Origin of the sequence: Microcoleus sp. CAWBG58, from assembly GCF_020883045.1 — a bacterium.
In the GTDB taxonomy this organism is placed as follows: domain Bacteria; phylum Cyanobacteriota; class Cyanobacteriia; order Cyanobacteriales; family Microcoleaceae; genus Microcoleus.
The window spans coordinates 33,473-58,677 of sequence record NZ_JAHRFA010000014.1 but is presented as its reverse complement, the minus strand read 5'-3'; the positions used below and the strand labels follow the sequence as shown (position 1 = coordinate 58,677).

Annotated in this window: 28 protein-coding genes and 1 pseudogene; 13 read left to right on the top strand and 16 right to left on the bottom strand. The window is 45.3% G+C overall.

Going from position 1 to position 25,205, the window contains the following annotated elements:
- Positions 1–153: 153 nt before the first annotated feature.
- Positions 154–285: pseudogene (locus tag QZ918_RS33080) on the top strand (RNA-guided endonuclease InsQ/TnpB family protein); the annotation flags it as partial.
- Positions 286–396: 111 nt separating this feature from the next.
- On the top strand, positions 397–759 hold the full coding sequence (locus QZ918_RS08735) for an STAS domain-containing protein (RefSeq protein ID WP_106149243.1): 363 nt from the start codon (positions 397–399) through the stop codon (positions 757–759).
- A gap of 191 nt (positions 760–950) precedes the next feature.
- Here QZ918_RS08735 and QZ918_RS08730 read toward each other — a convergent pair whose 3' ends face one another.
- Complete coding sequence (locus QZ918_RS08730; protein ID WP_293333695.1) at positions 951–1,601, bottom strand: chromophore lyase CpcT/CpeT; 651 nt, start codon at positions 1,599–1,601, stop codon at positions 951–953.
- Positions 1,602–1,759: 158 nt separating this feature from the next.
- A complete protein-coding gene (locus QZ918_RS08725; protein WP_293333549.1) occupies positions 1,760–1,918 on the bottom strand; it encodes a hypothetical protein in 159 nt (52 codons plus the stop codon).
- 23 nt (positions 1,919–1,941) lie between these two features.
- Here QZ918_RS08725 and psb29 point away from each other — a divergent pair, with 23 nt between their 5' ends.
- Positions 1,942–2,655: a photosystem II biogenesis protein Psp29 gene (gene psb29, locus QZ918_RS08720; protein ID WP_293145037.1), complete on the top strand. Its 714-nt coding sequence runs from the start codon at positions 1,942–1,944 to the stop codon at positions 2,653–2,655.
- 401 nt (positions 2,656–3,056) lie between these two features.
- Here psb29 and QZ918_RS08715 read toward each other — a convergent pair whose 3' ends face one another.
- Positions 3,057–3,599 carry a late competence development ComFB family protein gene (locus tag QZ918_RS08715; RefSeq protein WP_293145034.1) on the bottom strand — a complete coding sequence of 181 codons (543 nt, stop codon included), beginning with the start codon at positions 3,597–3,599 and terminating at the stop codon, positions 3,057–3,059.
- Between the two features lie 212 nt (positions 3,600–3,811).
- Complete coding sequence (locus tag QZ918_RS08710; protein WP_293333692.1) at positions 3,812–4,660, bottom strand: M23 family metallopeptidase; 849 nt, start codon at positions 4,658–4,660, stop codon at positions 3,812–3,814.
- 305 nt (positions 4,661–4,965) lie between these two features.
- Here QZ918_RS08710 and QZ918_RS08705 point away from each other — a divergent pair, with 305 nt between their 5' ends.
- The 3 genes from QZ918_RS08705 (at position 4,966) to QZ918_RS08695 (ending at position 6,822) form a co-directional block, all read left to right on the top strand.
- Positions 4,966–6,087 carry a formylglycine-generating enzyme family protein gene (locus QZ918_RS08705; RefSeq protein WP_293333546.1) on the top strand — a complete coding sequence of 374 codons (1,122 nt, stop codon included), beginning with the start codon at positions 4,966–4,968 and terminating at the stop codon, positions 6,085–6,087.
- 163 nt (positions 6,088–6,250) lie between these two features.
- Positions 6,251–6,493, top strand: coding sequence for a ribbon-helix-helix domain-containing protein (locus QZ918_RS08700; protein WP_293333543.1), 243 nt, complete (start codon positions 6,251–6,253; stop codon positions 6,491–6,493).
- 2 nt (positions 6,494–6,495) lie between these two features.
- Positions 6,496–6,822: a type II toxin-antitoxin system RelE/ParE family toxin gene (locus QZ918_RS08695; RefSeq protein WP_293333540.1), complete on the top strand. Its 327-nt coding sequence runs from the start codon at positions 6,496–6,498 to the stop codon at positions 6,820–6,822.
- 79 nt (positions 6,823–6,901) lie between these two features.
- Here QZ918_RS08695 and QZ918_RS08690 read toward each other — a convergent pair whose 3' ends face one another.
- Complete coding sequence (locus QZ918_RS08690) at positions 6,902–7,993, bottom strand: acyltransferase family protein (protein WP_293333537.1); 1,092 nt, start codon at positions 7,991–7,993, stop codon at positions 6,902–6,904.
- Positions 7,994–8,112: 119 nt separating this feature from the next.
- Between QZ918_RS08690 and QZ918_RS08685 the strand changes: the two genes are divergently transcribed.
- On the top strand, positions 8,113–10,428 hold the full coding sequence (locus QZ918_RS08685; protein WP_293333534.1) for a cation:proton antiporter: 2,316 nt from the start codon (positions 8,113–8,115) through the stop codon (positions 10,426–10,428).
- Positions 10,429–10,830: 402 nt separating this feature from the next.
- On the opposite strand, the gene QZ918_RS08680 is transcribed toward QZ918_RS08685, so the two are convergent.
- A complete protein-coding gene (locus QZ918_RS08680) occupies positions 10,831–11,043 on the bottom strand; it encodes an Hfq-related RNA-binding protein (RefSeq protein WP_293333531.1) in 213 nt (70 codons plus the stop codon).
- A gap of 203 nt (positions 11,044–11,246) precedes the next feature.
- On the opposite strand from QZ918_RS08680, the gene dapF reads away from it, so the two are divergent.
- Both dapF and QZ918_RS08670 read left to right on the top strand, forming a co-directional pair.
- On the top strand, positions 11,247–12,158 hold the full coding sequence (gene dapF / locus QZ918_RS08675; RefSeq protein ID WP_293333689.1) for a diaminopimelate epimerase: 912 nt from the start codon (positions 11,247–11,249) through the stop codon (positions 12,156–12,158).
- 299 nt (positions 12,159–12,457) lie between these two features.
- On the top strand, positions 12,458–13,603 hold the full coding sequence (locus tag QZ918_RS08670) for a hypothetical protein (protein ID WP_293145011.1): 1,146 nt from the start codon (positions 12,458–12,460) through the stop codon (positions 13,601–13,603).
- A gap of 164 nt (positions 13,604–13,767) precedes the next feature.
- Here the strand turns inward: QZ918_RS08670 and QZ918_RS08665 are convergent, their stop codons facing one another.
- Entirely contained in the window at positions 13,768–14,949 is a 1,182-nt protein-coding gene (locus QZ918_RS08665) for an aspartate aminotransferase (protein ID WP_293333528.1), read from the bottom strand.
- 233 nt (positions 14,950–15,182) lie between these two features.
- The gene (locus QZ918_RS08660; protein ID WP_293333525.1) at positions 15,183–16,349 is read right to left on the bottom strand and encodes an iron-containing alcohol dehydrogenase family protein; all 1,167 of its coding nucleotides are present in this window, start codon (positions 16,347–16,349) and stop codon (positions 15,183–15,185) included.
- Between the two features lie 201 nt (positions 16,350–16,550).
- Between QZ918_RS08660 and QZ918_RS08655 the strand changes: the two genes are divergently transcribed.
- Positions 16,551–16,736, top strand: coding sequence for a class I SAM-dependent methyltransferase (locus QZ918_RS08655; RefSeq protein ID WP_293333522.1), 186 nt, complete (start codon positions 16,551–16,553; stop codon positions 16,734–16,736).
- Between the two features lie 59 nt (positions 16,737–16,795).
- Positions 16,796–17,557 carry an SGNH/GDSL hydrolase family protein gene (locus QZ918_RS08650; protein ID WP_293333519.1) on the top strand — a complete coding sequence of 254 codons (762 nt, stop codon included), beginning with the start codon at positions 16,796–16,798 and terminating at the stop codon, positions 17,555–17,557.
- A gap of 206 nt (positions 17,558–17,763) precedes the next feature.
- Here the strand turns inward: QZ918_RS08650 and QZ918_RS08645 are convergent, their stop codons facing one another.
- Together QZ918_RS08645 and QZ918_RS08640 are read right to left on the bottom strand one after the other, a co-directional pair.
- Positions 17,764–18,120 (bottom strand): type II toxin-antitoxin system PemK/MazF family toxin, encoded by a 357-nt coding sequence (locus QZ918_RS08645; RefSeq protein ID WP_293333516.1) that lies wholly within the window; start codon positions 18,118–18,120, stop codon positions 17,764–17,766.
- The gene (locus tag QZ918_RS08640; RefSeq protein ID WP_293333513.1) at positions 18,110–18,451 is read right to left on the bottom strand and encodes a DUF2281 domain-containing protein; all 342 of its coding nucleotides are present in this window, start codon (positions 18,449–18,451) and stop codon (positions 18,110–18,112) included. The genes QZ918_RS08645 and QZ918_RS08640 overlap by 11 nt, the downstream gene beginning before the upstream one ends.
- A gap of 173 nt (positions 18,452–18,624) precedes the next feature.
- Here QZ918_RS08640 and QZ918_RS33075 point away from each other — a divergent pair, with 173 nt between their 5' ends.
- Positions 18,625–18,723, top strand: coding sequence for an HNH endonuclease (locus QZ918_RS33075; protein WP_367275291.1), 99 nt, complete (start codon positions 18,625–18,627; stop codon positions 18,721–18,723).
- A gap of 66 nt (positions 18,724–18,789) precedes the next feature.
- Here QZ918_RS33075 and QZ918_RS08635 read toward each other — a convergent pair whose 3' ends face one another.
- From QZ918_RS08635 to QZ918_RS08610, 6 genes are all read right to left on the bottom strand, one after another.
- Positions 18,790–19,212 carry a hypothetical protein gene (locus QZ918_RS08635; RefSeq protein WP_293333510.1) on the bottom strand — a complete coding sequence of 141 codons (423 nt, stop codon included), beginning with the start codon at positions 19,210–19,212 and terminating at the stop codon, positions 18,790–18,792.
- Positions 19,202–19,429 carry a hypothetical protein gene (locus tag QZ918_RS08630; protein WP_293333507.1) on the bottom strand — a complete coding sequence of 76 codons (228 nt, stop codon included), beginning with the start codon at positions 19,427–19,429 and terminating at the stop codon, positions 19,202–19,204. Before QZ918_RS08630 ends, QZ918_RS08635 begins: the two co-directional genes overlap by 11 nt.
- Positions 19,430–19,590: 161 nt before the next feature.
- Positions 19,591–19,716: a hypothetical protein gene (locus QZ918_RS08625; protein WP_293333504.1), complete on the bottom strand. Its 126-nt coding sequence runs from the start codon at positions 19,714–19,716 to the stop codon at positions 19,591–19,593.
- 30 nt (positions 19,717–19,746) lie between these two features.
- Entirely contained in the window at positions 19,747–21,591 is a 1,845-nt protein-coding gene (locus QZ918_RS08620) for a DNA repair helicase XPB (RefSeq protein WP_293333501.1), read from the bottom strand.
- A 298-nt stretch (positions 21,592–21,889) separates the two neighbouring features.
- On the bottom strand, positions 21,890–23,770 hold the full coding sequence (locus tag QZ918_RS08615) for a hypothetical protein (RefSeq protein ID WP_293333498.1): 1,881 nt from the start codon (positions 23,768–23,770) through the stop codon (positions 21,890–21,892).
- 550 nt (positions 23,771–24,320) lie between these two features.
- Positions 24,321–24,773, bottom strand: coding sequence for a hypothetical protein (locus QZ918_RS08610; RefSeq protein ID WP_293333495.1), 453 nt, complete (start codon positions 24,771–24,773; stop codon positions 24,321–24,323).
- A 57-nt stretch (positions 24,774–24,830) separates the two neighbouring features.
- On the opposite strand from QZ918_RS08610, the gene QZ918_RS08605 reads away from it, so the two are divergent.
- A complete protein-coding gene (locus tag QZ918_RS08605; RefSeq protein WP_293333492.1) occupies positions 24,831–25,028 on the top strand; it encodes a hypothetical protein in 198 nt (65 codons plus the stop codon).
- The last annotated feature ends 177 nt before the right edge of the window (positions 25,029–25,205 follow it).

The following is a 25,205-nucleotide window of genomic DNA, read 5'->3' as shown; positions in this document are numbered from 1 at the left end:
GCTAAAAAATCACAAACTAGCACAGGTAATAGCTGACTGTGGATTCTCTGAATTCAAGCGTCACCTAGAATATAAGGCGAAAAAGTTTGGTTGTGAAATAATCATTGCTGACCGCTGGTTTCCGCCCTTGCAAAACAATAGTCAAGCTGTGGGCATATCCAAGATATGCCACTGAAAGAAAGAACCTTCAACAGCGAAAGTTGTGGTAACTCAATGGACAGAGACTTGAAGGCAGCGATTAATTTATCACGCTTGGCTAAAGCGCGAAAGCTTACTGAGGGATAACCGCTCCCATGCTCCCTGTGAAGTAAGAAGCAAATGTCTAGACAAGTCTAGTATTTGTATAGCAGAAAGTAACCACCGCGATAAATAGTCATAAATTTGAGGGAAGGGTCAGTGATTCATATTGATCAAAAAACCCACACGCTATCTGACGGTACAACAGTTATCGTCTTAGCACCGACAGGACGGTTGGACATCACGACAGCTTGGCAATTCCGCCTCAAGTTGCAAGAGTGTATTTCCAAACTCAGCCGTCATGTCGTCGTGAATCTTGGTCAGGTAAACTTTATCGATAGTTCTGGCCTGACCTCGTTGGTAGCCGGTATGCGCGATGCGGATAAAGTTAAGGGCAGTTTCCGCATTTGCAATGTTCATCCAGAAGCCAAACTGGTGTTTGAAGTCACCATGATGGATTCTGTCTTTGAAATCTTTGAAACAGAAGAAGAAGCTCTAGAGGGGGTGCCGCGCGCAAGTTAAGAAAACCGGGCGGTTGAAACCGCTTCTACACAAACAAAACCTGCCTCCGCAGGTTGAAGAAGACCGGGCGATTGAAATCGCGTCTACACAAACTTGCACGTGTCTGGTGCAGGTTAAAGACCGGGCGGTGAAAATTACGCGATCTTCTTCTTTAGTCCGCGGAGGCGGACTTTGTTTCTGTAGACGCGGTTTCAACCGCCGTCCGATCCGATCCCAAGCGTATTGGCCAATATTTCAGAAGCAAAATCCTGACGCTTGACAAATCTAAAAGGGCCCATTAAAGCTCCCCAGATAGCCTTGCCTGTCGTGGGGTTTATTCCTTTGTCGTAGCTGAGAAATTCCTCGTCTGCGGCTTCAAATCCCAAGTCTACTTGGTAAGTTTGCCCATCGTAGGTAAAGCAGCAACGAGTTCCCTCCGGCAGAGATGCCCGAAATCGATAGCGATTTGAGCCTAAATTTTGCACCGCAACCGATAGGGTGCAGCCGGGAAGAAGTTCGATTTGCTCGCTCTTTAGTTTTGCCAGTAAGTCGGGGTTGCGACCGGCTCCTTTGACGGCTGCGATATCCTTGAACATATAATACTGAGCTTCTATAAGTTCCGGCGCCCTCTTCACGTGCCTCAGTTGCACGATGCGGGGACGGTAGGGCTTATCTAATTCTAGAATATTGGCTTGTTCGGCAAAGAGGGCAATGCTGGGCTCGGAAAATAGAGCAACGGGCAGGGGTCTTTGCCAAAAATGCAGGTGGACGTACCACGCCGGATCTGCTAGCGCTTGTTCTCGGTTGTCAAATTCGCCCGCCATGTATTGGGCTAAAGCTCTTAATTCAGGAGAAATTGTCATGTTCGTGGGATTTTTGAGGATTGGGCTTGACAGTAAAATCTGATTGTGATAAAGGTTGCCCGAACAGGGCCGGGAAGTCAGAAGATGGGATTTAGGAGCGATCCCAGAAGAGCTATGATTGTAAAGATACTTGGCTTTTGCCATCGTATTGCGACAGATTAATTGTTGCTGCCGATCGCCCGCAAAATCTTCTCCATAAAATTTTGTCTCGCAGTCTCGGCTGCACAGTTAAAAAAAACTGGCAAATTTTGCCAGGGAGATCGCCAATCAACTCCCCCGACTTTACTCATGCCGCGCTGGTCCACCTGTGGCGGCACAATTATTTATCTATAAAACTCAGGTGAACAAGAACCGTACTGTTTCAGATACTAAGCGAAGTTTCTATACGATTCACACTCGGCCGATTAACTCTATTTACCGTCGAGTGGTAGAAGAGTTGATGGTAGAAATGCACTTGCTTTCGGCGAATGTCGATTTTCAATACGACCCGATCTATGCTTTGGGCGTGGTGACAGCTTTCGATCGATTCATGCTAGGGTACGCCCCAGAAGCAGACAGACTTTCGATTTTTAACGCTTTGTGCAAAGCCCTAGAAGACGATCCCGATCGCTACAAGCAAGACGCTCACAGATTGGAAAGCTTGGCCGATCGCCTTGGAGGGTCTGAGTTGCTCTCGTGGCTCGATCGCTCCAGCAGCTTTGAAGATACAGGAGATTTGCAAGCGTCCTTAGGGGCGATCGCCAGCAACGCTCAATTTAAGTACAGTCGCTTATTTGCGATCGGTTTGTTCTCGCTGTTAGAAAAAGCTGACCCCGAGATGGTGAAAAACCAAGAAACTCGCAACGACGCGATCGGCAAAATCAGTGCAGCTTTGCATCTACCTGAAGACAAAGTTAGCAAAGATTTAGATTTGTACCGCAGCAATTTGGAAAAAATGGCTCAAGCGCGAATAGTGCTTCAAGATGTCATCCAAGCTGAACGGAAAAAACGTGAAAAACGAGAAACAAAAGTTACTGCCGCCCCCTCAGCAGACTCTTCTGAGAGCAATAATTAATCGTTTCAAGTCATCAGTCATTAGTCATCAGTCAGAGGGCAGAGGCCAGAAAGAAAAGGGAATTGTTTGCTACCTAAAACAAACAATTCCTTTATTTTTTTTCAATTGTGACGGATATCTTGTGATATCAAATCCGGTAGCATCGTCCTGTATTAATCTCTCATTTATCTCTCTGTGTTCTCTGCGCCCTCTGCGGTTAAATAATTCCGATACAACCGGAAACGATATGACTAATCAAATCCTCGGACTTCTAGGTAGAGGTAGTTATCCCAGGTCAACCCTTCGGCTTCGCTGACTGACAAGCGGTCAACTGTCAACTGTTTGTGGCTCAAAAACTAAAAATCCCGCTTTTTTAATTCAGCGGGATCGAGTTAACCAAAATAGAGCTTTTGGACGTGGTACTAAGGCTGTGGCTCAAAATTAACGGCGTTAGCTTGCAGCCAATTGCTCAGATTTGACAGAACTTCGGTTCCAGAAGACGGCTTACCCAAAGCTGTGGGGTTTACCGGTTCAGGTCGGACCAAGTTGCGGTCGATCGCTGCGTTAACTTCTTTGGAAATCAAATCGTGAAGCTGCTCCTTAGCCCTAGCCCTTTGAAAGTGAGCTCCCTCTTCCGTCGTAGCGTACAGAGGGGGAAGCCTATTTAAAGCATAAGCCGCAATATCTCCCACATCCAGACTCAGCTCGCTGCTCGTCGCCTCAATTTCTGCAACTCTGGCGATCGCCTCGCTAAGCACCAACTCTTCCATCACATTGATGAACTGTTTGCGCGGCAAAACCACCACTTCTCCGGTCAACAAAGCTCCCATCAGGCGATCGAGAGCCATGTACTCTTCGATCGACAATTCAGAAGCCGTATTACAGATACGTCCTACCTCAGCTTCCATAGACGGCGTTAAATAGCCGTCTTGCAAAGCCTGTTCAACAATTTTTTCAATACTCATATATGCTTCCCGCTCAACGGCATCATTAATACAGTTTTGTTTTGTAAAGACGCAATTGCTGGCGTCTTGAGATTCGAGTTTTGAGGCTTGAGTTGAGAATTTTTCTACAAATCATAACCCAATAGTGATAACCCAGAACAGTTATCTACACACCCCAGCCACAAACTTACCCCATAATTGACTTTTAAATTCGTCAAAATCGGTAAAAAGTCTTACTCAACTCCCTGAAGCCGCCAAGGTACCGGATCGACCGACTGCCCGTGCACGTAAAGTCCCCAGTGCAGGTGAGGGCCTGTCGAAGCCCCCGTTGACCCCAAAGCACCAATTACTTGACCCGCTTTGACGAAATCGCCTTCCTTGACATCAATCCGGCTGAGGTGCATCAAAATACTTGCTACCCCTTGGCCGTGGTCGATACCAACTACATTACCGTGGATTTTGAACCCTTGGGATTCGCGTCCCACGAGAGACACGCGACCGGCGGCCGGTGCAACTACAGGGGAACCGTAAGCGCCCGCGTAATCGACGCCGCGGTGGTAGTAGTCCTTAGCAAATACCCCATTATAGTACCGCCGCACGCCGTAAATAGTGGTAATTTCGCCGGAGTTGGGGCGCAACAATTTGCCATCCCAAAATTTTTGGGGTGTCACCAGTGCTTTAAACGCGTCCACGCGATCGAATTCGGCATCTGTACCTTCGGAGTCTTTCCCGGGCGGCAGCCAGATGGATTGAGTGGGAAAATTGCGCGATCGAACTTGCACATTCAAATTCTGCACTTGTCCGTCACCGGAGACTTGAAGAAGGCGAGCACCGGGTTTATCCAGTGGAGTCGTCGGTAGCAGGGCCCGAAAGCGATTATTGCCGATCGCAAACGCGGGGTAATTTTTTTGCTGTACGGAAACCGTTGGAGTCGGGCTGCCGTTGTTTACCTGAATGATGACTGACAGCGTATCTCCTAATTCGGGATTTGGCGGCGTCACCTGCACCTGCAAAGCTTGCGCGGGCGATACCACACCCAGAATGCTGGCAATAATTGGGCCTGTCAAAATCGCCTTCTTCATCTTTGTTCTCAAAAGCCTACATCCAAAAATAGCACTCGCCACTATTTTGGCAGTCTCTCCGCAGTTAGCTCGATTCGCAGTCGCTGTCATGACAGATGTCCTTAACCTTTGTCTAGCTAATGTTACACAAAGTAGCTAATCTAGCACGCTTTGACCGAAAAGGATAACGCCCTATTAGGACTTGCCCTGCGCTGCATTAAAGATGACATTAAAAAATCTTGTTCAAACATATTATAAGTTTTGAATATTTGACATATTTATTAGATTAATGCCACAGTTGTAGATATTACAGAGGTTACAATGCCATGCCAAACGAGCAAAATCAACCCGGAGAATATGATGCCATCCTTGGCGGTCAAAATTTAATTCCTAAGGATGCGGCGGTACTTGGAGGAGTTGCGGGTGTTAAAAGCCGCTTAGCTTCACCCATTGTCGAAGTCAGAATCGCTGCACTATCTGAAGCGCTCGAATATGGAGAAGTTGGCTTAGACTTGCTTCTTCAAGGACTGAACGATAAATCGCTACAAGTAAAATTTGCTGTTTACAATTTGCTAAAAGATCGAGATGAATCAAATATAAAATGGCAATTGAATAACTTTTTTTATAGTTTTAATTTTGATGTCATCACGGCAGACAACCACGGTAGAGAAAATAGTCGTTGCGTTAAGTCTGCTAAAGTTTTTACTGAAGACTTAGGTGACAAAATTGCACTCCAGATGGTTTATATTCCTGGTGGCACATTCCAAATGGGTGACAGAGAAAAAAGTTCAGCACAACCCATTCATCAGGTAACGATTAAACCTTTTTTCATGGGTGAATATACCGTTACTCAAGAACAGTGGAAACAAATAATGAAAAGTGATCCATCCGGTTGGACAGGAGCTAAACGACCTGTCGAACAGGTATCATGGAATGAAGCTGTCGAATTTTGCGATCGGCTTACTCAAAAAACAGGCAATATTTATCGTTTACCCTCAGAAGCAGAATGGGAATATGCTTGTCGCGCTGGAACGACGACAAGCTTCTATTTTGGTCAGAAAATTACAAAGGATTTAGTTAATACTACCTTTGAGTATTCTTATACGCCAAGTTATCCTGCCTATGACGATCTGGATCGTGACTATGTTTCGAGAGATTCCCGGATGTGTACAACAGGTGTAGGGCAGTTTTTGCCTAATGCTTTTGGACTGTATGATATGCACGGAAATGTTTGGGAATGGTGCAGCGATTGCTATCACTCTAACTATAACGGGGCACCGTCTGATGGAAGTTCCTGGGAAATAGGCGGAGAAGAGAATCGACGAATGTTGCGTGGAGGTTCTTTCGATAGTACAGACTACGCTTGCAGAAGTATGAGTCATATGAGCAAATTGCAGACTGATAGATCCTGTGAGGTCGGTTTTCGGGTTGTTATTGGTCTTGTGTGAATGATTTTTTCACACAATAGTAAGGTGCGTCGCCCGAAACAATCTGCAAATGCGATCGACAATTTCACAGCGACGCACCCCACACAAACGAAAATAGGTTAAATTTGGTTTATAATATTGAAAATATGCTAAGGGCGATCGCACATCAGGAAGGATCAAAAATATGACTCTCAATCTTCCTCTTTCCGATTCAATTCAAAAATTTATTAACGAACAAGTCGCGATCGGAGGCTACAGCAATGCAGCGGAATATATCTTGCACCTAATTCGCCAAGAACAAGCAAGGGCCTTGCGAGTAGAGTCGTTATTGTTGGCAGGTTTGGAGAGTGGCAATTCTGTAGAGATTACCGATGATTGGTGGGAGCAAAAACGCAATCACTTGCTGTCTCAAATTGACGAAAAATAGTAATGACTAAACGTATTGCTATTACACCAAGAGCAAGTCAAGATTTAGACGAACATTTTGCTTATATTGCTCAAAATAATCTTGATGCTGCGCTGCGTTTTTTTGATGCAGCACGTCAGACATTGGCGAGGTTGGCTCAAATGTCGGGAATGGGTCGCCTCTATCCAGTGCAAAATCCACGGTTAGATGGTTTGCGAAGGTTTTCAGTTAGGGGTTTTGACAATTATGTAATTTTCTATTTGTCTTTTGATGACTTTGTTGAGGTGGTACGAATTCTGCACGCAGCGAGAGATTTAGAGGAAATTTTGTCAGGAGATGAAGCCGAGTAATATCAAAAGTAGGGTGCGTCGCATTTACGAATCTGCAAGCTCGATCGCACCGCGAATCTCACAGCAACGCACCATACAATTAGCTTGCTTGCGTTTTCGGAAGAAACATTTTTTCAACTACATTTTTCCGCAGATAAACTGTCAATGGTTTTTCGATGAAAGAGTAGAATATGCAGCCGATAACTACGGCCAACAATGCCACTATAGCAGGGGCAAAGAAACCGTCGAAATATTTTCCTAAATTCGCCTTTTGGACAATTTTTGTAGTTGCTGATATCACCGGACTGTGGAGGAGAAATATTGAATACGAGGCATCGCCCAGGAAAATTAAAAGATAAGGAAGTCTCGGAGAATCCTTAAGCTCGATCGAAGTTGCAGCAACGATTAATATAGCTGCCAGCACTGCAAAAGTCTTGATCCGATCGAACTCTATGTTGCCCCAAGCGACAAACAGTCCTAAAATAACATATCCTAAATTTGCTATCCCAAATAGGATCCATCTGTAATTAGTAATCTTATTGTTATATTTAAGCACGATATACGCAGCCAAGCCACCTAGAACAAATTCTAGATTCATATTTCCAAATACTGTATTCAGTAAGAAAAAAGCATCGGGAAATTGTACTACTTTACAAAAATGTAGAAATGTGATAAATAGCCAAACTGATAGCAGAGGCACAGACTGTTTAGGCTTTAGCCAGATAGCTATGCTGAACAATACGTAAAAATAAATTTCGTAAACTAAAGTCCAACCTACATCCAGAATTGGCTTGCCATATTGAGGAATCAAAAGCAGCGACAGAATTATCTTGTCCAAACTTAAGTCTTGAGCATTAGCAAAACCTGGAATCACTAGAAAGAAAAATACAACTGTCAGAGTAATTATCCAGTAGATCGGGTAAATTCGCACGCAGCGCTTGACTAAAAATGATTTTAACTGGTCTTTTTTGCCGATCGCCGATCGGTGAACGTAGACCATGATAAAACCGCTCAATACAAAAAAGTAATCAACTCCACTCCATCCAGCCTGAAATAAATTAAAAAAAGTAACTTGATTTAATCTTTCCGTACTCATCTGGTTGACGTGAAACAGTACCACCAATAAAGCCCCAATCCCTCGATAAACTTGCAAGAGGTTGAGCTTTTTGTGAGGATTTGAACTCTTTGTCATTACAAAATACCTTGTTCAAGAGTGCCAGTTGGGTTTGCTACTCAACTATAGTCAACGCTCCCCAACATAGTCAACACATTAAACACTATAATATAACTTTACACTTTTTTCATAAAGTTGTGCAAGAAGACTTCCGACTGATTGTTGACTTAGTTCTAGTTCTCGCTGCTGCCGCAGCAGGAGGACTCTTTGCATCGTTGTTGCGACAGCCGGTAATTCTCGGATACCTTCTGGGAGGGATCGTAGTTGGGCCGGCCGGTTTGGGGCTGATTAAAGAATTAGTTCAGGTAGACACCCTGGCAGAATTTGGTGTTGCTTTTCTGTTGTTTGCTTTGGGAGTGGAGTTTTCATTCGCCGAACTAAATCGAGTTAAAGCAATTAGTCTGGGCGGGGGGGGCTTGCAAATAGTGCTGACGATCGCCTTTACTACTGCAATTTCTTTGGGTGTAGGCTGGGTAGATTCCCCTGCCCAAGGGGTGTTTTTAGGGGCGATCCTGTCGCTTTCCTCGACGGCGGTTGTACTCAAATGCTTGATGGAACGCAATGAAGGCGGTACTTCCCACGGGCAAGTCATGCTGGGAATCTTGGTAGTTCAAGATTTGGCCTTGGGGCTAATGCTGGCTGTTTTGCCGGCCCTCAACCAGCCCGCAGAGGCGATCGGCATGACAATAGTCTGGGCCCTGGTGCGGATCGGATTATTTGCTGCGGGTGCAGTAGTAGCGGGCATTTGGATCGTACCGCAGTTGCTGCGCTACCTCGCGAGAACAGAAAGCCGGGAACTGTTTTTGCTGGGAGTTGTGGTTTTGGCTTTAGGGATTGCGCTGCTGACAGAATATCTGGGTTTCTCGATCGAGATGGGCGCATTTGTGGCGGGTTTAATGATTTCGGAGGTGGAATATGCCGACCAAACTCTAACTTATGTCGAGCCTTTGCGAGATATTTTTGCATCCTTATTTTTTGTTACCATCGGAATGTTAATCGACCCAGTGTTTCTCTGGAACCATCTAGAGTTAATTTTGGGACTGGTATTTCTAGTATTTGTCGGCAAATTCTTGATTGTAACGCCGATCGTCCGATTATTTGGCTATCCCCTAAAAACAGCATTAATCGCAGGTTTGGGCTTAGCTCAAATCGGAGAATTTTCCTTTGTACTCGCTAGTTCCGGCCAAGCTATGGGACTGGTTTCGCGAAACGTTTACCTATTAATTTTAGGAACGACAGCAGTCACCTTGGTGCTGACGCCGTTTGTATTGAGAAGCGTGCCACAGTTATTGAAGTGGGCGGAAAATTTCGGGCCTTTGCAGCGCTACTTTGACCAAACATCTCAACCTGTCGAAATAGCTGAAACTTTGCCGGAACAAAATCATGTTGTGGTTTGTGGCTACGGGCGAGTTGGCAGAAATTTAGTCAAAGTGCTGCAAAGCCGCAACTGTTCAATTGTGGTAATCGACGAGTCGGAAAGCAGAATTCAAGAATGCAGAGTGTCAGGAATTCCTTACATTTACGGGAATGCTGCTAGCTTGCACGTATTGGAAGCCGCCGGGGTAGAACGTGCCAAAGCAATGGCGATTACTCTTCCCGATCCGATGAGCACTCGTTTGTGTCTGAAGCGGGCTTTAGAATTAGTCCCGGATTTGGATATTGTGGTGCGCGCCAACAAAGATAAAGATATTGAACTGCTTTACCAACTCGGGGCTTGGGAAGTTGTGCAGCCGGAGTTTGAGGCTAGTTTAGAACTGTCTGCCCACTTGCTAGCTGGTATGGGTTTGTCAGCAATGGCTATTGGGCGGGATGTGCAGCAAATTCGCAGCAGCCGCTATCTGGAATTGCGGCCGGCGCGGGAACCTTTGGCGGTTTCGCGGGATTTGAAAGTGGCGGTTCGAGATCTCAACGGCGATTGGTACAACTTACCGGAGGGCTCTCCCATTGGTGGGATGACTCTGGAAGAAACTAACTTGCGGCAGTTGACAGGGGTCAGCGTGATGGCGATCGTCCGCGAAGATGGTGAGGAAATTGATTATCCTAACGGGAAGGCTGCTTTGCTGTCGGGCGATCGACTTTTGGTAGTGGGTGAACCGGAAGAACTGATCAGTTTTGAGTTGCTGGCGAAGGGCGAAGTTGCTGTACCGCAGGGCGACAGTTCCTGTCAGTGGTTGAGGTTACCAGCCAACAGTCCTTGGGTTGGCCAAAAACTATCAGAGGTAAATTTGCTCACCCAGTACGGGGTGCAGGTGCGGGCGATCCGCCGGGAAGGGAAGTTTACTCGCTGGCCGGATGGAACTACTGATTTGCAAGAGGGCGATCGTTTGCTACTGTGCGGCGGCTTCTACGAGCTCGGCTTGATGCAGCGGACGGCCTCGCCTCCGCTGCGACAACCTGCGTTAAAGCTGCCTTTTGTCAGCGCCCAAGTTAGCGAAAAGCTATTTAGCGATTAGTCATTAGTCATTAGTCATTAGTCATTAGTCTGTGCAGGACATCGGCAAAAGAGGGCATCGGGGATTAGTGCTGTCCGCGCGATCGAACGTTATTCGTCAGATGGAAGACGGAAGACGGAAGTTCAGCAAGCAAGCTCTGTAGGGGATGTAACGGATGTGATATCAAATCCAGTAGCATCGGAATAATATATTTCAATTATGTAGTGCGATCGTCTCGCGATCGAACCAATCGCGATCGAGACGATCGCACTATATAACTCCGATGAACCCGGAAACGAGATAACGGATAGAAGGAACAGGAAACACGAAAGATTTTCCCCCTCCCCCCCTCTCCCCCAACTGTCAACTGTCAACTGTCAACTGTCAACTGTTGAACCCCCATCTCCCCCTCTCGCCCTCTCCTCAGACGTTGGGTTTAATATAAGCAATTGCCGATCGCGAGATCAGAATTTGTGTTTCTGAGGCATCTAGGAGGCAAATGCAGCTATGATCCTGCCAAAAAATTTTGCCGGCTAGCAAGTCGCCAGTCATCAGTTTGATCTCTAACTGTTCTTTGTCTTTGATGTAGCTTTGTATTAAGCGAACGCTGGGCAATCCGGTCTCAAATTCTGACATAGTGGAAAATGGGTAAATTGGTTATTAGTCATTAGTCATTAGTCATCGGTCATTAGTCATTAGTCATTAGTCATTTTTTTGCCATCAACTGTCAACCTGTTTGCTGACAACGAAGAGGGCCCGCACTATTGACACCGCCCCTACAACTGTCAACTGTCAACTGTCAACTGTCAACTATCAACTATCAACAGAGGTTTGTTTTTATGCCGATCGAGTTTGCGAAGTATCAAGGACTGGGCAATGATTTTATTCTGATTGACAACCGCCACTCCTCAGAACCAGTTTTAACACCAGAACAAGCTGTGTCCATGTGCGATCGACATTTTGGGATCGGTGCAGACGGCGTGATTTTTGCTCTTCCGGGTCAAAACGGCACTGACTATACGATGCGGATTTTTAACTCCGACGGTTCGGAACCGGAAATGTGCGGCAATGGGATTCGCTGTTTGGCTAAGTTTATCGCCGATTTGGAAGCAGCGGAAATTCACCCCCCCCTTAGCAAGGGGGGGAGTAAATCTAAGACTGAGTATCGCATCCACACTCTGGCGGGTGTGATTAGCCCCGAATTGCGATCGGACGGTCAGGTTAAGGTGGATATGGGACTTCCCCGGCTAATGGCTGCGGAAATTCCCACAACTTTGGCTGCGCCAGATGCCAAAGTGATAGATGTGCCGATCGAAGTTGCCGATAAATCTTGGTCTGTTACCTGCGTCAGCATGGGAAATCCTCACTGCATTACCTTTGTAGACGATGTTTCGGCTGTGGCTTTGGAAACTGTCGGCCCTCAATTCGAGCACCATCCAGCCTTCCCGCAGCGTACAAATACTGAATTTATTCAAGTTATACGACGGGACTACATAAAAATGCGTGTGTGGGAAAGGGGCGCAGGTGTTACGCTAGCTTGTGGGACTGGTGCTTGTGCTGCTGTGGTGGCTGGCGTGTTGGTCGGAAAGTGCGATCGAACAACTGCTGTTGAACTCCCAGGTGGCGTTTTGGAAATTGAATGGGCAGAAGTTTCTGGGCGGATTTACATGACTGGGCCAGCACAGCAAGTATTTACTGGTTGTCTTAGTCAGTTGTCAGTTGTCAGTTGTCAGTTGACAGTTGTCAGTTGACAGTTGTCAGTTGACAGTTGACTGTTGTGATTAGTCATTAGTCATTAGTCAGTTATGATTAGTCATCAGTCAGAAGGAGTTTTTTGTGGAATTGACAAACAAGGAAAATTCTTGAATTCCAAATTTTTCTTTAATTCTTTAATTATGAAGAATGATGAATGAATAATCCCTTGCACCTTCTGAATTCATTGACTAATAACTAATAACTAATAACTAATGACTAATGACTAATAACTAATAAATCAGCCTGAATTCTAAAATCTAAAATCTAAAATCTAAAACTAAGTAGGTGGATGTGCATGGCTGGAGGTATTTATCTGATTCAGGACGACGACAGGCTGGTAGAAATGATGGAACAGCCCTACGACTCGGAAGACCAGTTACAAGACTTGCTTGTAACTTATCCTAATCTGATTGCTGGAGATCAAATCGATCGGGCGACGGCGCGGAAGTGGCTGTTAATTTCACGGGAAGCAGCAGTGTCCACCGATGAGGAAAGTGCCGTCCAGTGGTCGCTGGATCACTTGTTTCTCGACCAAAATGCAGTTCCTACTTTGGTGGATGTCAGGCGCACTCCTAATGCTGCACTCCGGCAAAAAGTTTTGGGTCAGTCGATCGACTATGCTGCTAATGCGTTGGTTTACTGGCCAATAGATTCAATTATTGCTCTGTTTGAAGCCAATTGTCGCGATCGGGGTCGCGATCCCGAACAGATTTTTGAAGAGTTTCTCGGTGCGGATGCTAATGAAGACCTATTTTGGCAGAAAGTTAAAACTAATTTGCAAGCCGGTAAAATTCGCTTAGTATTTGTAGCAGACGAGATTTCCGCTGAAATGCGCCGAGTTGTGGAATTTCTCAACGAACAAATGGATCCGCTTGAAGTTTTGGCCCTGGAAATTAAGCAATATGTAAGTGAAGATGGTTTGAGAACCTTGGTTCCCAGAGTTATCGGTCAGACAGCCGAAGCACAGCATAAAAAATCCAACGCAATGCGCGAAAGAAGGCGCTGGGATGAATCGTCATTTTTTGCGGAAATCAAAGCCAGACAAGGCGCGGACGAGGCGCAAATGGCAAGATCTATATATCTTTGGGCAAAAAGTCAAGAACCCGAAATTCAAATCCATTGGGGAACGGGGGACACCTACGGGGGTTTCGCGGCCGGGTTGCATCACAGGGGCAGAAAACCATATCAGTTATTCACTGTAGATATTGCTGGCAGAATGGAGATTTCTGCTGACGATTACGGTTCCCAACCGCCATTTAATGCTGAACAAAATTGGCTGGAATTGAGAAATAAGCTAAGTTCGATCGGTCTTTCGCTACCTACAGAACCGGGCGAGAGAAGGTCGCCGAGTCTGGCTTTATCTACTTTGGAAGACGAATTTGCCCTCCAGCAAGTTATGGAAACGTTCAACTGGGCGATCGAACAAATTAAAAAGTTATAGTCAGTTGACAGTTGATAGTTGACAGTTGATAGTTGACTGTTGACTGTTGACTGTTGGTTCAAATGACCAATGACCAATGACCAATGACTAATGACCAATTCCCCATGCCCTATGCCCCATGCCCCATGCCCCATGCCCCATGCCCTATGCCCCATGCCCAATAACTAATATCGAATGTTTGCTTGTTTCAAACGGCGCAAAGCTTCTCCCAGCCGATCGCAATCTGCAATCAAACTAACCCTCACATATCCTTCGCCACCCGGGCCGAAAGCATTACCAGGAGTGACAACCACACCGGTTTTCTGCAAAACATTCAGGGCAAAATCTGTCGAACTCATGCCCGGAGTGCAAGGAACCCAAAGATACATTGCAGCCAGAGGTTTAGGAATATTCCACCCCAATTCTGCCAATCCTGCAACCATAAAATCGCGGCGAGTGCGGTAGCGTTCCTGCACTTCGTGCAAGTAACTGTCTGGTAATTGCAACGCTGTTTCTGCTGCTGCTTGCAAGGCAGAAAATATGCCGTAATCTAAGTTAGTTTTTAAAGTCCGCAAACCTTGAATAATCCGGCTGTTTCCAACTACAAAACCGACTCGCCAGCCGGCCATATTATAGGTTTTTGACATGGTGTGAAATTCAACACCGATTTCTTTGCCGCCTGGAATTTCTAATAAACTTGTCGGTTGATAGCCGTCAAAGGCTAATTCCGCATAACACAAGTCGTGAACCAACAAAATTTGATGTTTGTGTGCGAAAGCAACAATATCTTTGTAAAATTCGCGGGGGGCCGTTGCTCCGGTCGGATTGCTGGGATAATTAAAGTAGAGTATTTTGGCTTGTTCGGCTACGCTGTCGGGAATGGAACCTAGGTCAATTACCCAGTCATTCTCTGGTTTGAGGATGATGTTGTGAACTTTGGCACCGGCGATGATTGGGCCGCGAAATAATACGGGATAAGCGGGACTCGGTACTAATACTAAGTCGCCGGGATTGATATAGGCGATCGCAAAATGTGCTAAACCTTCTTTAGAACCCAATAAAGGTAATGCTTCCCCTTCTGGATCGAGTTCAACATTGTAGCGGCGGCTGTACCATTTGGTAATTGTACGGCGAAAACTGGCAGTTCCTTCAAAGGGCGGATAGCCGTGATTTGCGGAATTTTGGATAGCTGCGATGGCGGCTTCTACTACCGGTTGCGGAGTCGCACCGTCGGGGTTTCCCATTCCTAAGTCTATTAAATCTAGTCCTTGTTCGCGGGCGCGGGCTTTGAGTTCGTCGAGACGGGCAAATACGTAGGGCGGTAGTTTTTGCAACCTGTCAGCAGGGCTAATCCAATCCAAAGTCATTTTTTGTGTATCAGTTATTAGTTGTTTTTCGGGTTCGCAGTCAGGACTTCAGTCCTTTCTCACACAGTTTGAGTAAGGACTTTAGTCCTTACTCAAACTGTTTTAATTCTTAATTTTTAATTGTCCCACAAGTGGTGCTGTAGAAAACATCGGATTTTGCCTGGTTCGTAGTAAGGACTTCAGTCCTTTCTCGGGAAAAGTTTCAAGGACTAAAGTCCTTACTACAAACTTTTTTAATTCTTGATTTTCAATTCTCCCACAGGTGCGGTGGTAGAAACCATCGCTGCCATTAATTGTTCGGGAACGACTTTAAATGGCAGTCTGTGGATGTCGGAATTGGGATGGCAAGCTATTTCGGCGGCGCGCTGCAATTGTGTGAGGCTAACGTCTCCGAGTCCTAAGTCGTCTAAAGTTTGGGGCAATCCAATCTCGGCGTAGAATTTTAGCAGTTGCTGTCTGGCGGTTGCTGCTAGTTGATTGTTTTGGAGAATTTCTTCTAGCCGCAGTTGCACTAATATACCGTAGGCAACTTTTTCGCCGTGCAATGTGCCGTGACTTGCTAATAGATGAGTTAGGCCGTTGTGAACAGCGTGGGCGGCAACGGTGCGACACCCAGCTCCGCCAATTCCGCCGATGACTCCTGCTAGCAATACGGTGGCGTCTGTGACTTCTTGCCAGGTTTCGCTACCTGGTTCTTTGAGGGCGGCGGCTGATTTTTGGAACAAGATATCGCGCAGGATTCTAGCTTGTTGGACGGCAGAAATTATCAGAGTTTGTTCGGAGTGTCCGCTGCTGACTGATGCTTCGTACCATTTGGCGATCGCATCTCCAATTCCTGCTACTAATGTTCGTTGCGGTGCTGTTTGAATTAAGCCGTAGTCGAGTATCAATAAATCGGGACATCTGGCTAACGTAACATCGTATTGAAAGGCACCTTGTTCGGAATAAATATTAGAAAGTGCTGTCCAAGCGGCGCAGGTGGCTGCTGATGTGGGGATGGTGACGATCGCAATTTTGCACTGGTGGGCGAGAAGTTTGGCTGCATCCAAGGCTTTGCCGCCACCGACACCGATGATGAAGTCGGCTTGATGGTTGCTAGCAGCTTCGCGGAGGTTTTCGAGGCTGACTTCGCTGCAATCATTGCCATAGGCTATTTCAGCAAACTGTAGGGGCGGTGCCCCCGTGCCCGCCCCAGTGCCTTCGAGAATTGGTTGCAGGTAGGGTTTGGCGGCGGCGAGGGAATTGCTACCGCCGACTATTAGGGGCCGCTTTCCGAAACGGGCGATCGCATCTCCGGCTTGTGCGAGGGCGTTTTGACCCCGCAATACACAGGCGGGAGCAATTGTCAAGGAATAAATTGCAGTAGGGGTGGCGGTTTTGGTGCTTTGGGTGTGAGTCATCGAACCACTGGATAAGTGACGGGAAGGTTGACGCTTTGCAGGATTGCTGGATTTTATAGGATAACTCTAACTCGTGTTGGGCAACATGGTAACTTTTGTAAAGTTTTTATTAAGTATTGTGGTTGGGCCTGGGTTGCGGGAGTTGTAAGGGCGATCGGTATAATGAATTTACGGTTAAGCATTGGAGAGGGAGGATGGAGGATGGCACTTTACGACGCGATCGGCAAAACCTACGTCCAAACCAGAAGAAGCGATCCGCGTACAGCCACAAAACTGTTAGAAATTCCGCAATCTTCACAGGCTTATAAAATTGCCGATATTGGTGCTGGGACAGCTTCTTATGCACTTATTCTTGCTGAGTATGGGTATCGTATTCTGGCAGTTTAACCCATCGATATAGAGTTCCCATAAGATATGACATTGAATTGCAGCACAATTCCAAAAATATGACATTGAGCAAACCTACTATTTTGTCGATCGCACTTTTATTAGTCCTAGGAACTTCAATTTTCCTAAATATTCTGCTTTTTAGTCGAGCCAAACAGTATTATCGCGAACTCAATCAAACTCGTTTAGATCCTCTGGGATTGACCAACCATCCCATCAATGCCCAGCCAGCTACTAATACCAAGCAAACCCGAGTGGTTTTCTTTGGTGACTCCAGGGCAGCCAGTTGGACATCACCCAATCTCGATCAATATGAGTTTATTAACCGGGGAATTGGTTCTCAAACCTCTGTTCAGGCGATCGAGAGATTTGCCTCTCATGTGAGTTCCTTAAAACCCAAAATTGTCATAATCCAAGTTGGTGTCAACGATCTAAAAACGATTCCCTTGTTTCCAGAAAGCAGAAATGCGATCGTTGCTAATTGTCAAGCAAATATTAAGCGAATTGTCGAAAAATCTAAGAATCTAGGTGCAGTAGTAATCGTGACTACTATTTTCCCAGTCGGAGAAGTGCCACTAGAACGCAAGCCTTTTTGGTCTGATGACATCAGTCGAGCAATTAAAGAAGTCAATACCTACATCGCTACCTTAGCTGGAGAGAAAATCATAGTGTTTGATACATTCCCGATTCTTGGCGATAGTCAGGGCATAATTTTGCCACAATATAGACGCGATGAATTGCACTTGAACGCACAGGGATATGAAATTCTCAATCAGAATTTGTCGCAAATGCTAAATACAATAGGGCAGAAGAAAATATAGTCAGAACTTTAGTTCTGGATGGATGGGGACTCCGATGGGTGCATCTCATTTTTGAAAATATACTGGTAGGGGCGAAGCATTTCGGCTAAATCTACGGCAAGAAGCTGCTAATGAAATCAGACGATTTTCACTCAGATATCGGTAGATATCAAATTTTACTAGATCTAGAGCAGTTGCGGTCGTAAGGGCGATCGACATTCTTGATTTTATGGACTATAATCAACACAGAGAATTAAGCCTGTTACTAATTCTTGCAAAACTATTTCTGAAACTTTGCCGATACATCTAACAAAGCGCTCAGTAGTTACACTCCGAACTTGCAAAACATTCCCGGCTGAGTCCGCGTCTAAACAGTTTTCTTCAGTTCGCTGAATCAGAATCATGAAGGGGCGATTTTGAAATTTAGGTTGCCATGTAGCCACAGGAATTATAATCCGCATGGGAATTGAAGTAAACATTTCAGAAGTAATCACAACAGCAGGACGTGTTTTCTGAATTTCTTGTCCTCGCGTGGGATCGAGTTGTACCAGCCAAATCTCTCCTCGTTTTGGGTTAGTAGTCATACTCAGTCTCCCAGTCTTCGCCATCAAGTACCGAAAACTCCGTTAATTCAGGATAATTCAAAAAATCTTCGGCTGTAGCAGCTATATATGGTGCTAGTATTTTATGGCGTTCTGCGATCGACAACTTAGCAATTTCTATAAGTGATAGCTTGAGAGGATGTTGGGTTATTGACGAACTGTTTGACTCAGAACTTTCGCTGGGTAACTGTTTTTTATGTAACGCTTTTTGCACCAGAAATTGTACAAAGTCTAGAACTTCTTCTTGTTTATCAGTTGGCAACTGTCGCAGATTATCTAACACTGCTTGCTCAAAATTAATTGTTTCTGGCATATGAATTACCTTCCCTAAGCGTTTTTCGGTTTATTTCTCACGCAATCAAGTTTTGTAGTTCCATATGTGCAAATTGCGCCATAATTTTCATCTTTCCTTGTTACTTCACCCATCATACCCCCAAATCTTGATGGTATAGTCCCAACTATAGCAATCCTAAATGATTTTCACAGATCGATCGCAAAATCGCTTGGAGCAAAGGAGGCGAGACTGTACTTGAGAACTTGCAAACGCTTTGTTCCCTATGCAATTTAGGTAAATCAAATGAGTAAGCAAATTACTGCATTTCGAGCTTTGATTAGAGGATAAAATAATGTGACAGTTAATACTCTTGCTATCTATTGAGACATCTTAGGACTAACTTCAAATAGCAATTCAGATCGGTAAAAGCAGACATCAAATACCAGGAAAAAGTTCATGTGTCCCAAAATCAGTGGGGCGTTTCTGTCTTGTGTCCAAGCAAAAGCCAACTCTACGGTCGAAAATCTCTCAACATTTGCTGTCACCACTAAGGCCCGCGCCTCAAACCTAGCTAAGTTTCCCCCTAGTGGAACAGACAGCCTTTGACGTTCCCAAACTGCTCCTAATCTTAAACCCATTTCGTAGGGCAATACGTTGACGCTAGAACCTGTGTCTAGTAAGCCTCTCGTACTAACAGATTGGTTCTGATAAGTCAGGACTATTGGCAGGTACGGCAATGTACTCAATGCGCCGAGGCTTGGATCTATCTCCGTGAAAGCAAATCTGACTTTATCGACCATGTGTAGCTACTTTTTCCTCTGTCAACGCCTTTGCTAAAACAGCAGCAGCTTCAAAAGAGTCATACAAACCTTGACTAGCTACTTTGTCTCGATCTTGAAGGTCTAATGGGGTTAAACCAGATTCCTTTAATAACTCAGCTACTAAAAATTGTAAGAGGATGAGCTTATCAGAATAAGATAATTCTTTGAGGAGGGGTGCAAGTTCAATCAGAGGCATAAGGTTCTTGGTGAATTTGGGTTGTATGTATTATAGAGTATTGAGTTCGCACCTGCACATTACCTTCAAATAGAATAGAAGCGATCGCAAGTTGTTAGATCCCACTGCCGATAGTTTATCTGTGGGAGTCAAGGGTTATCTGTGGCGGCTCAACTTTACCGTTATATTTTTCCCGACAGGTGAAACCCGATCGCGCTAGCGATGCGGAGCATTATCGCCCGCAATAGCTTCCGAATTTTCCGATCGATCGCACTTTTCCCATATCCCACAATAATACAGCTATTCAAATCAGAAAAAACACGAATACCTAACGCCAACTAACTATCGCCTTGAACCTCAATAGTATAACTGTAGCCCTGTTCGGTCAGAAACAGTTGCCGGTGCCGCGCAAAATCCTCCTCGCAAGTTTGTAGCGAAACTAATGTATAAAAACTCGCAGTGTGTCCGTCAGATTTTGGCCGGAGAATTCGTCCCAGGCGCTGCGCTTCTTCTTGGCGTGAACCATATTTACCTGATACTTGAATTAACACGTCGGCATCGGGTAAATCGACGGCAAAATTGCCGACGCGAGATAGAATTAATCCGGGAATCTCTTTGTGACGGAATGCTTCGTAGAGCCGATCGCGCTCAACCTGTTTTGTCTTCCCGGTAATCAACGGCAAATCGGTAACTCGGGCGATCGCATCCAACTGTTCGAGATACTCGCCAATAATTAAAATACGGTGTCCCGCTTCCTTTTGCAACAAACTTTGCACGACATCCAACTTACCCGGATTTTCCGCAGCAATCCGAAACTGACTGCGACGGGGCGCGAGGGCATATTCCATTTTTTCGGCTTCATTTTGGGCGACGCGGATTTCGGTACAATTGGCTGTGGCAATAAATCCCTGTCCTTCCAATTCGCGCCAAGGTACGTCATAGCGTTTCGGGCCAATTAGTGTGAAAACATCTCCTTCTTTCCCGTCTTCGCGAATCAATGTCGCAGTCAAACCTAACCGCCGTCGCGCTTGTAAGTCGGCGGTAATCCGAAATATCGGTGCGGGTAATAGATGAACTTCATCATAAATAATCAGTCCCCAGGATTGCGCGTTAAATAACTCGAAGTGGGGGAAGTCATCATCTTTAGTCGATCGATAACTGAGCATTTGGTAAGTCGAGAGAGTTACAGAAGCCGTTTTTTTGCTGTTGCTGCTGTACTCGGCGATCGCATCTTCAGTTAAACTCGTCTTGTCCAATATTTCCCTGCGCCACTGGTGCACCGAAGTCAAACTGCTGGTGAGAATCAGTGTCTTTTGCTGCACCAAACTCATCGCAATCATCCCTACAATTGTCTTACCAGCACCGCACGGTAGGACGATCGTTCCACTGCCACCTTTTACCTCTCCTCCTTGATAGAATGCCTCTACCGCTTCCTTTTGATAGGCGCGCAAATTAAAGGGTAAGTCGCCTCCTAAAGTGCGATCGCGCAACGCAATCGCCAACTCGGCACCTTCCACATATCCAGCCAAATCTTCCGCCGGATAACCTACTGCTAGCAAAGCTTGTTTGAGTACACCGCGATTTCCCGCATCAACTTGAAAGCAAAGATCCGAGATCCGCTTACCTAACAACGGTTTTACGCGCTCTTCCCGCACTAACAACTCCGTCAGCGGGCGATCGACAATCCGCAGTTGTAAATCGGGATTTTCCGCATTAATTCTTTCAATTACCGTCAATCCGTAGCGCGTACCCAGCAGTTCAATTTCCTGTGCTACCGATTCGGGAATATCATATTTAGCATACTTTCGCAGCGCTGCGATCATCAATTCAACTAACATTCCTGCCGCCCGCGCATTCCACACACTTAAGGGCGTGATCCGATAGGTGTGGATGTGTTCGGGACTTTTGATTAATTCGGCAAAAGGTGCGATCGCTTCTCGTGCTAATTTCGCTGTAGGAGCGTGAACTTCTAGTAAAATTGAGCGATCGCTCTGCACGATTAAAGCATTTTCAGGAACATAACTCATAATTAACAGTTGACAGTTGACAGTTGACAGTTGACAGTTGGCAGTTGATAGTTTGTAGGGGCGGTGCCCCCGTGCCCGCCCTCTCTTAGTTGGCAGTTGACAGTTGACCTGGGACAGTTGATAGTTGATAGAAGGAAGAAAGCCCTTCGACTTCACGATCGGGTAAAAAGAAGAAAGAGGGAAGAAGGAAGAAATGTTTGGTTTATTTGTTCCAGTCTATGTCAAAGGTGGGTCGCGATCGAGATTGTCGATCTTTTTTAGGGATTTATCGCCAGCGACGCACCCTACAAATACTGGCGATTAGGGTTTTTCTCCCCCCTAGCCCCCGCAACGATTTGGGGGAGACAGGATGCTTCTCAAAGTCCCCCGGGAGGGGGATTTAGGGGGATCTGGCCTCGGCTATAAACGAAAAATACAAAAGTCGCCATTGTTGAGACTAATACTATCAGGTGTATTATTTATCAGTCTGGGGCAAGACATAACCCATTTGCCGCAGGGCGGTGCGAAATTTCGTTTCCTGGCCCAATGGAACCGCTAAAGTGCGATCGCCCGCCAACTGACAGAATTTTTTAGTACGGGAATCATTTGCAATCAGCAATGCTATATGGGCAGTATTACATTCAATCAACCTGACAGTGCCTATATCTTGCACGCTATTCGATCGCTCTGTAACATCCGTCAGAAATTGTTGCACAGTTTGCGGCAGCGGTTCAATACTCCGGGCGTCCAAAAACTCTGTAAACTCGGCTAATGGGTATCCATTTTCAATGGCTGCAAAGATTTTTGGGCGATCGAGACGCCACACCACATCCGAAACTTTCTTAGTATAGACATCAAGGACGATCGCATCAGATGTCTCGACACCATCTCCCGCCGCAATAATTTCTAAATTCGGCAATACCCGCAGCGTTTGACGAACCTCAATTGCTGGCGGAGTATACTTATCCGTCAAGCCCAAACAGTAAGCCCCCAAAGCCGTCAAACGAAAATATACTAAGCCATCATAACGACTCAAAAATTCCAGATAGTCGGTTCCCCAAAGATAGTCATAATCGGATGGCATGAGTAACGGATCGACATATGCAACATCAATGATTCCCAAAGTAGCAGCATACTCAAACAAAAAACAGCGCATATATCTTTCTTCCAGAATCGGCCAACTGTAGCCACCCAATTCTGATAAATTCCCATATCCAGCTTCACCAATATACAGATAGTACGGTTGCTCGTTCACATCAAAGCTATGGCCCGTTGCGACTAGATATTTACTGAATTCATGAAACAGAACCCACTTACCTACAGGACATTCTGACAGCACAGAGACGATCGCATCTCTCCGCCACGTCACATCTGTCATGGTACTTGCGCCCCTGCCAGTTTGTCCTTTGATCGCATCAATGCGGCGAAATTCATCAAAGATTTTTGTCTTTAACCAGCGTTTCCATGCTGTCTGCAAACCTTTGGCGGGTGATTCTTGTAAAGCTTTCTGTCCCGCTTTCGTCAAAACTAGCTTTTTGCCCGATCGTTCCGCGAACTTGCTTCCTTGGGCTATCATTATCCAAGCAAAGGGCTTGATGCTACCGATTTCCGCGAATACTTCATCGTCGAAGTCGCTATCCTTGGCTAGGGTAATTTGACGCTGTTCCTCATTATAAAAATCACCGCCTTGCAATATAGAGGCGATCGCCTTTACACTTGCAGCAGTAGGTAAACCAGTTTTATCGCTAACAGCAACTTTACCCGACTGAATCATACGCAAAACGGCTGCCAAATCCTTTGTAGCTGCCAACTGTGTTTCACAAGAAGCCAAGGGCATCTCGTATTCTTCTGTCTCCTTTTCTCCTGTACTGTAGTTATATCTTTGAATGCTGAGTCTAGCAATATTGTTTACTGTTTCACCAGCATGATCTAACGTGGCTTCTTTGGGTTTTGGAACGAATTTCAGCAATTCTTCTTCTAAATCGTAGGGTATTTGCCTGCCATAAATAAACAAGCATAGTAGTGATGGTTCTCTGTTAGTTCCATAGCGATCGCTGGTTCCAAAATTTGCTGGTTCTCCGTATTTGGCGCTAAATATCGCAGGAAAATAAACACCATCCTCCCCATGTATAACTTCAGCTACAGCCGCTTTTTGAATGTCATCTAATTTCGCCCACAGATTCCGAAGGTTCTCTCCCCGCAATTGCGATTTAATTCCATCAACCAGATCCGCTTTACGGGTTAATTTACGAGGATCGGGTAATAATGCTTTGAGCTTTTTTAAATCCTCAACAATTATTCCTTCTAGTGCCTGTTGGAGGCTAAAAAAGTTATTTATGGTTGTGTTACGTGACATAATATTTGACAATGCGCCCGCTTCAAAATTGTTTTTGCAACCCAAATATAACAACTTTACCGGATGCAAAACTTGAACTTTTGTTACAAAATCCCAGAAATTTGGTTAAGACAGTTACGCTACGATGAACCGGAACGATGTATAGATTATCCGTTTTAATTTTTAAGGGAATATTTTCACCCTAAAATTACCCGGTTCAACAGTCATCATCAAGTTCTTCGTTAGTGTCTCGCATCTTTACTTTTAATCGTTTGAGGTTGGCTGTTTTCTTCTGCCAAATAAACCCGACATACTTAAACCTGTCACAAGGAAGCCGAGCATTTACACTCCGTTTAAAATTGAGTAAATTGCTTGTAGGTGAAAGATTTCGCCTGTATCAATTTTTAACAACAATTTCGATGAGATTTCTATACAAAGGGGCCACTCTCGGATGATTGTGATAGCCCTTTCAGTCAAAACGGTCAGCGTGGGATGGGCATCCCGCCCGTCTTTTTTGGACGGGCGGGACGCCCATCCCACAAGAACCATTAAATTGTAAGTTATTTCATTCTCATTCCTTAATCGAAACTGACATATTGTAACTTGCACCTCCTCTTTCTGTAGCGACAGCTATTTGATAGTCTCCTGTTTCGCTCAATTCGCCAGACCAGCTTTTTGATTCTTTAACTATCGTCTTTGTGTTTGGGTCTATGATGCTAAAAACAGCATTTTTTTCAAGGGATTGGATCTCGATTTTCATCTTTTGCCCTTTTTTAGCTGCGATCGAATAAGTATTGACAGTGCCACGGGCTACTCCTCCTTTGATTTCGGCTGAATGAGTACCTTTTTTGAACTGGATTCGCCGCTGAACCTTAGCGATTAAAACGGCAGGCTTTTCGGAAGTTACTAGGGAGGAAACTATGCTGGATCTAGCTTTTACTGAAGCCGGAAAAATCATGGAGACACTTAAGCCTATTATCAAAATATTTATTGGGTGTTTGAAAATTTTTTCTGGTTTGTTCATGGCAGTTTAACAGTAAGACTGAAATTTGTTTGCTTGTAAGATTATAGCTAACTGGGGTTGTCTGCGCGCGATCGCCCTTACCAGAAAGAATTGGTTGAAAGTCCCAACCCCGAGCGGGAGAAATTAAAATCAGACTATTCATTACTCCAATCCTCGGACTTCTGGGTAGAGGTCGTTCTCAAACTGTCAACTGTCAACTGTCAACTGTCAACTGTTGAACGCCAACTTGATTGCAGAGGGAACCCCGAGATGTGAGATAATTTTGGGCGATCGAGACTGTCGATTTTCCATTTTTCGATTTGAGATTTTAGATTAAACACGCTTGACGTGAGATAATTCTAGCCGATCGCAATTTACGCATTACTGCACAGTCGCCAGCGGGTGCGGTACAGTAAAAACACCCGCAGCGCGGTGTTACCCAAAAAATTGTAC

Excerpts from the sequence above, each read along its gene's own strand:
- QZ918_RS08680 (WP_293333531.1), bottom strand. The coding sequence starts at position 11,043 with ATGTCAGAATTTGAGACCGGATTGCCCAGCGTTCGCTTAATACAAAGC.
- QZ918_RS08645 (WP_293333516.1), bottom strand. The coding sequence starts at position 18,120 with ATGACTACTAACCCAAAACGAGGAGAGATTTGGCTGGTACAACTCGAT.
- QZ918_RS08695 (WP_293333540.1), top strand. The coding sequence starts at position 6,496 with ATGACTAAACGTATTGCTATTACACCAAGAGCAAGTCAAGATTTAGAC.
- QZ918_RS08665 (WP_293333528.1), bottom strand. The coding sequence starts at position 14,949 with ATGACTTTGGATTGGATTAGCCCTGCTGACAGGTTGCAAAAACTACCG.
- QZ918_RS08630 (WP_293333507.1), bottom strand. The coding sequence starts at position 19,429 with ATGCCTCTGATTGAACTTGCACCCCTCCTCAAAGAATTATCTTATTCT.
- QZ918_RS08655 (WP_293333522.1), top strand. The coding sequence starts at position 16,551 with ATGGCACTTTACGACGCGATCGGCAAAACCTACGTCCAAACCAGAAGA.
- QZ918_RS08670 (WP_293145011.1), top strand. The coding sequence starts at position 12,458 with ATGGCTGGAGGTATTTATCTGATTCAGGACGACGACAGGCTGGTAGAA.
- QZ918_RS08730 (WP_293333695.1), bottom strand. The coding sequence starts at position 1,601 with ATGACAATTTCTCCTGAATTAAGAGCTTTAGCCCAATACATGGCGGGC.
- QZ918_RS08660 (WP_293333525.1), bottom strand. The coding sequence starts at position 16,349 with ATGACTCACACCCAAAGCACCAAAACCGCCACCCCTACTGCAATTTAT.
- QZ918_RS08710 (WP_293333692.1), bottom strand. The coding sequence starts at position 4,660 with ATGAAGAAGGCGATTTTGACAGGCCCAATTATTGCCAGCATTCTGGGT.
- QZ918_RS08610 (WP_293333495.1), bottom strand. The coding sequence starts at position 24,773 with ATGAACAAACCAGAAAAAATTTTCAAACACCCAATAAATATTTTGATA.
- QZ918_RS08700 (WP_293333543.1), top strand. The coding sequence starts at position 6,251 with ATGACTCTCAATCTTCCTCTTTCCGATTCAATTCAAAAATTTATTAAC.
- QZ918_RS08715 (WP_293145034.1), bottom strand. The coding sequence starts at position 3,599 with ATGAGTATTGAAAAAATTGTTGAACAGGCTTTGCAAGACGGCTATTTA.
- dapF (WP_293333689.1), top strand. The coding sequence starts at position 11,247 with ATGCCGATCGAGTTTGCGAAGTATCAAGGACTGGGCAATGATTTTATT.
- QZ918_RS08650 (WP_293333519.1), top strand. The coding sequence starts at position 16,796 with ATGACATTGAGCAAACCTACTATTTTGTCGATCGCACTTTTATTAGTC.
- QZ918_RS08690 (WP_293333537.1), bottom strand. The coding sequence starts at position 7,993 with ATGACAAAGAGTTCAAATCCTCACAAAAAGCTCAACCTCTTGCAAGTT.
- QZ918_RS08705 (WP_293333546.1), top strand. The coding sequence starts at position 4,966 with ATGCCAAACGAGCAAAATCAACCCGGAGAATATGATGCCATCCTTGGC.
- QZ918_RS08635 (WP_293333510.1), bottom strand. The coding sequence starts at position 19,212 with ATGGTCGATAAAGTCAGATTTGCTTTCACGGAGATAGATCCAAGCCTC.
- QZ918_RS08615 (WP_293333498.1), bottom strand. The coding sequence starts at position 23,770 with ATGTCACGTAACACAACCATAAATAACTTTTTTAGCCTCCAACAGGCA.
- QZ918_RS08640 (WP_293333513.1), bottom strand. The coding sequence starts at position 18,451 with ATGCCAGAAACAATTAATTTTGAGCAAGCAGTGTTAGATAATCTGCGA.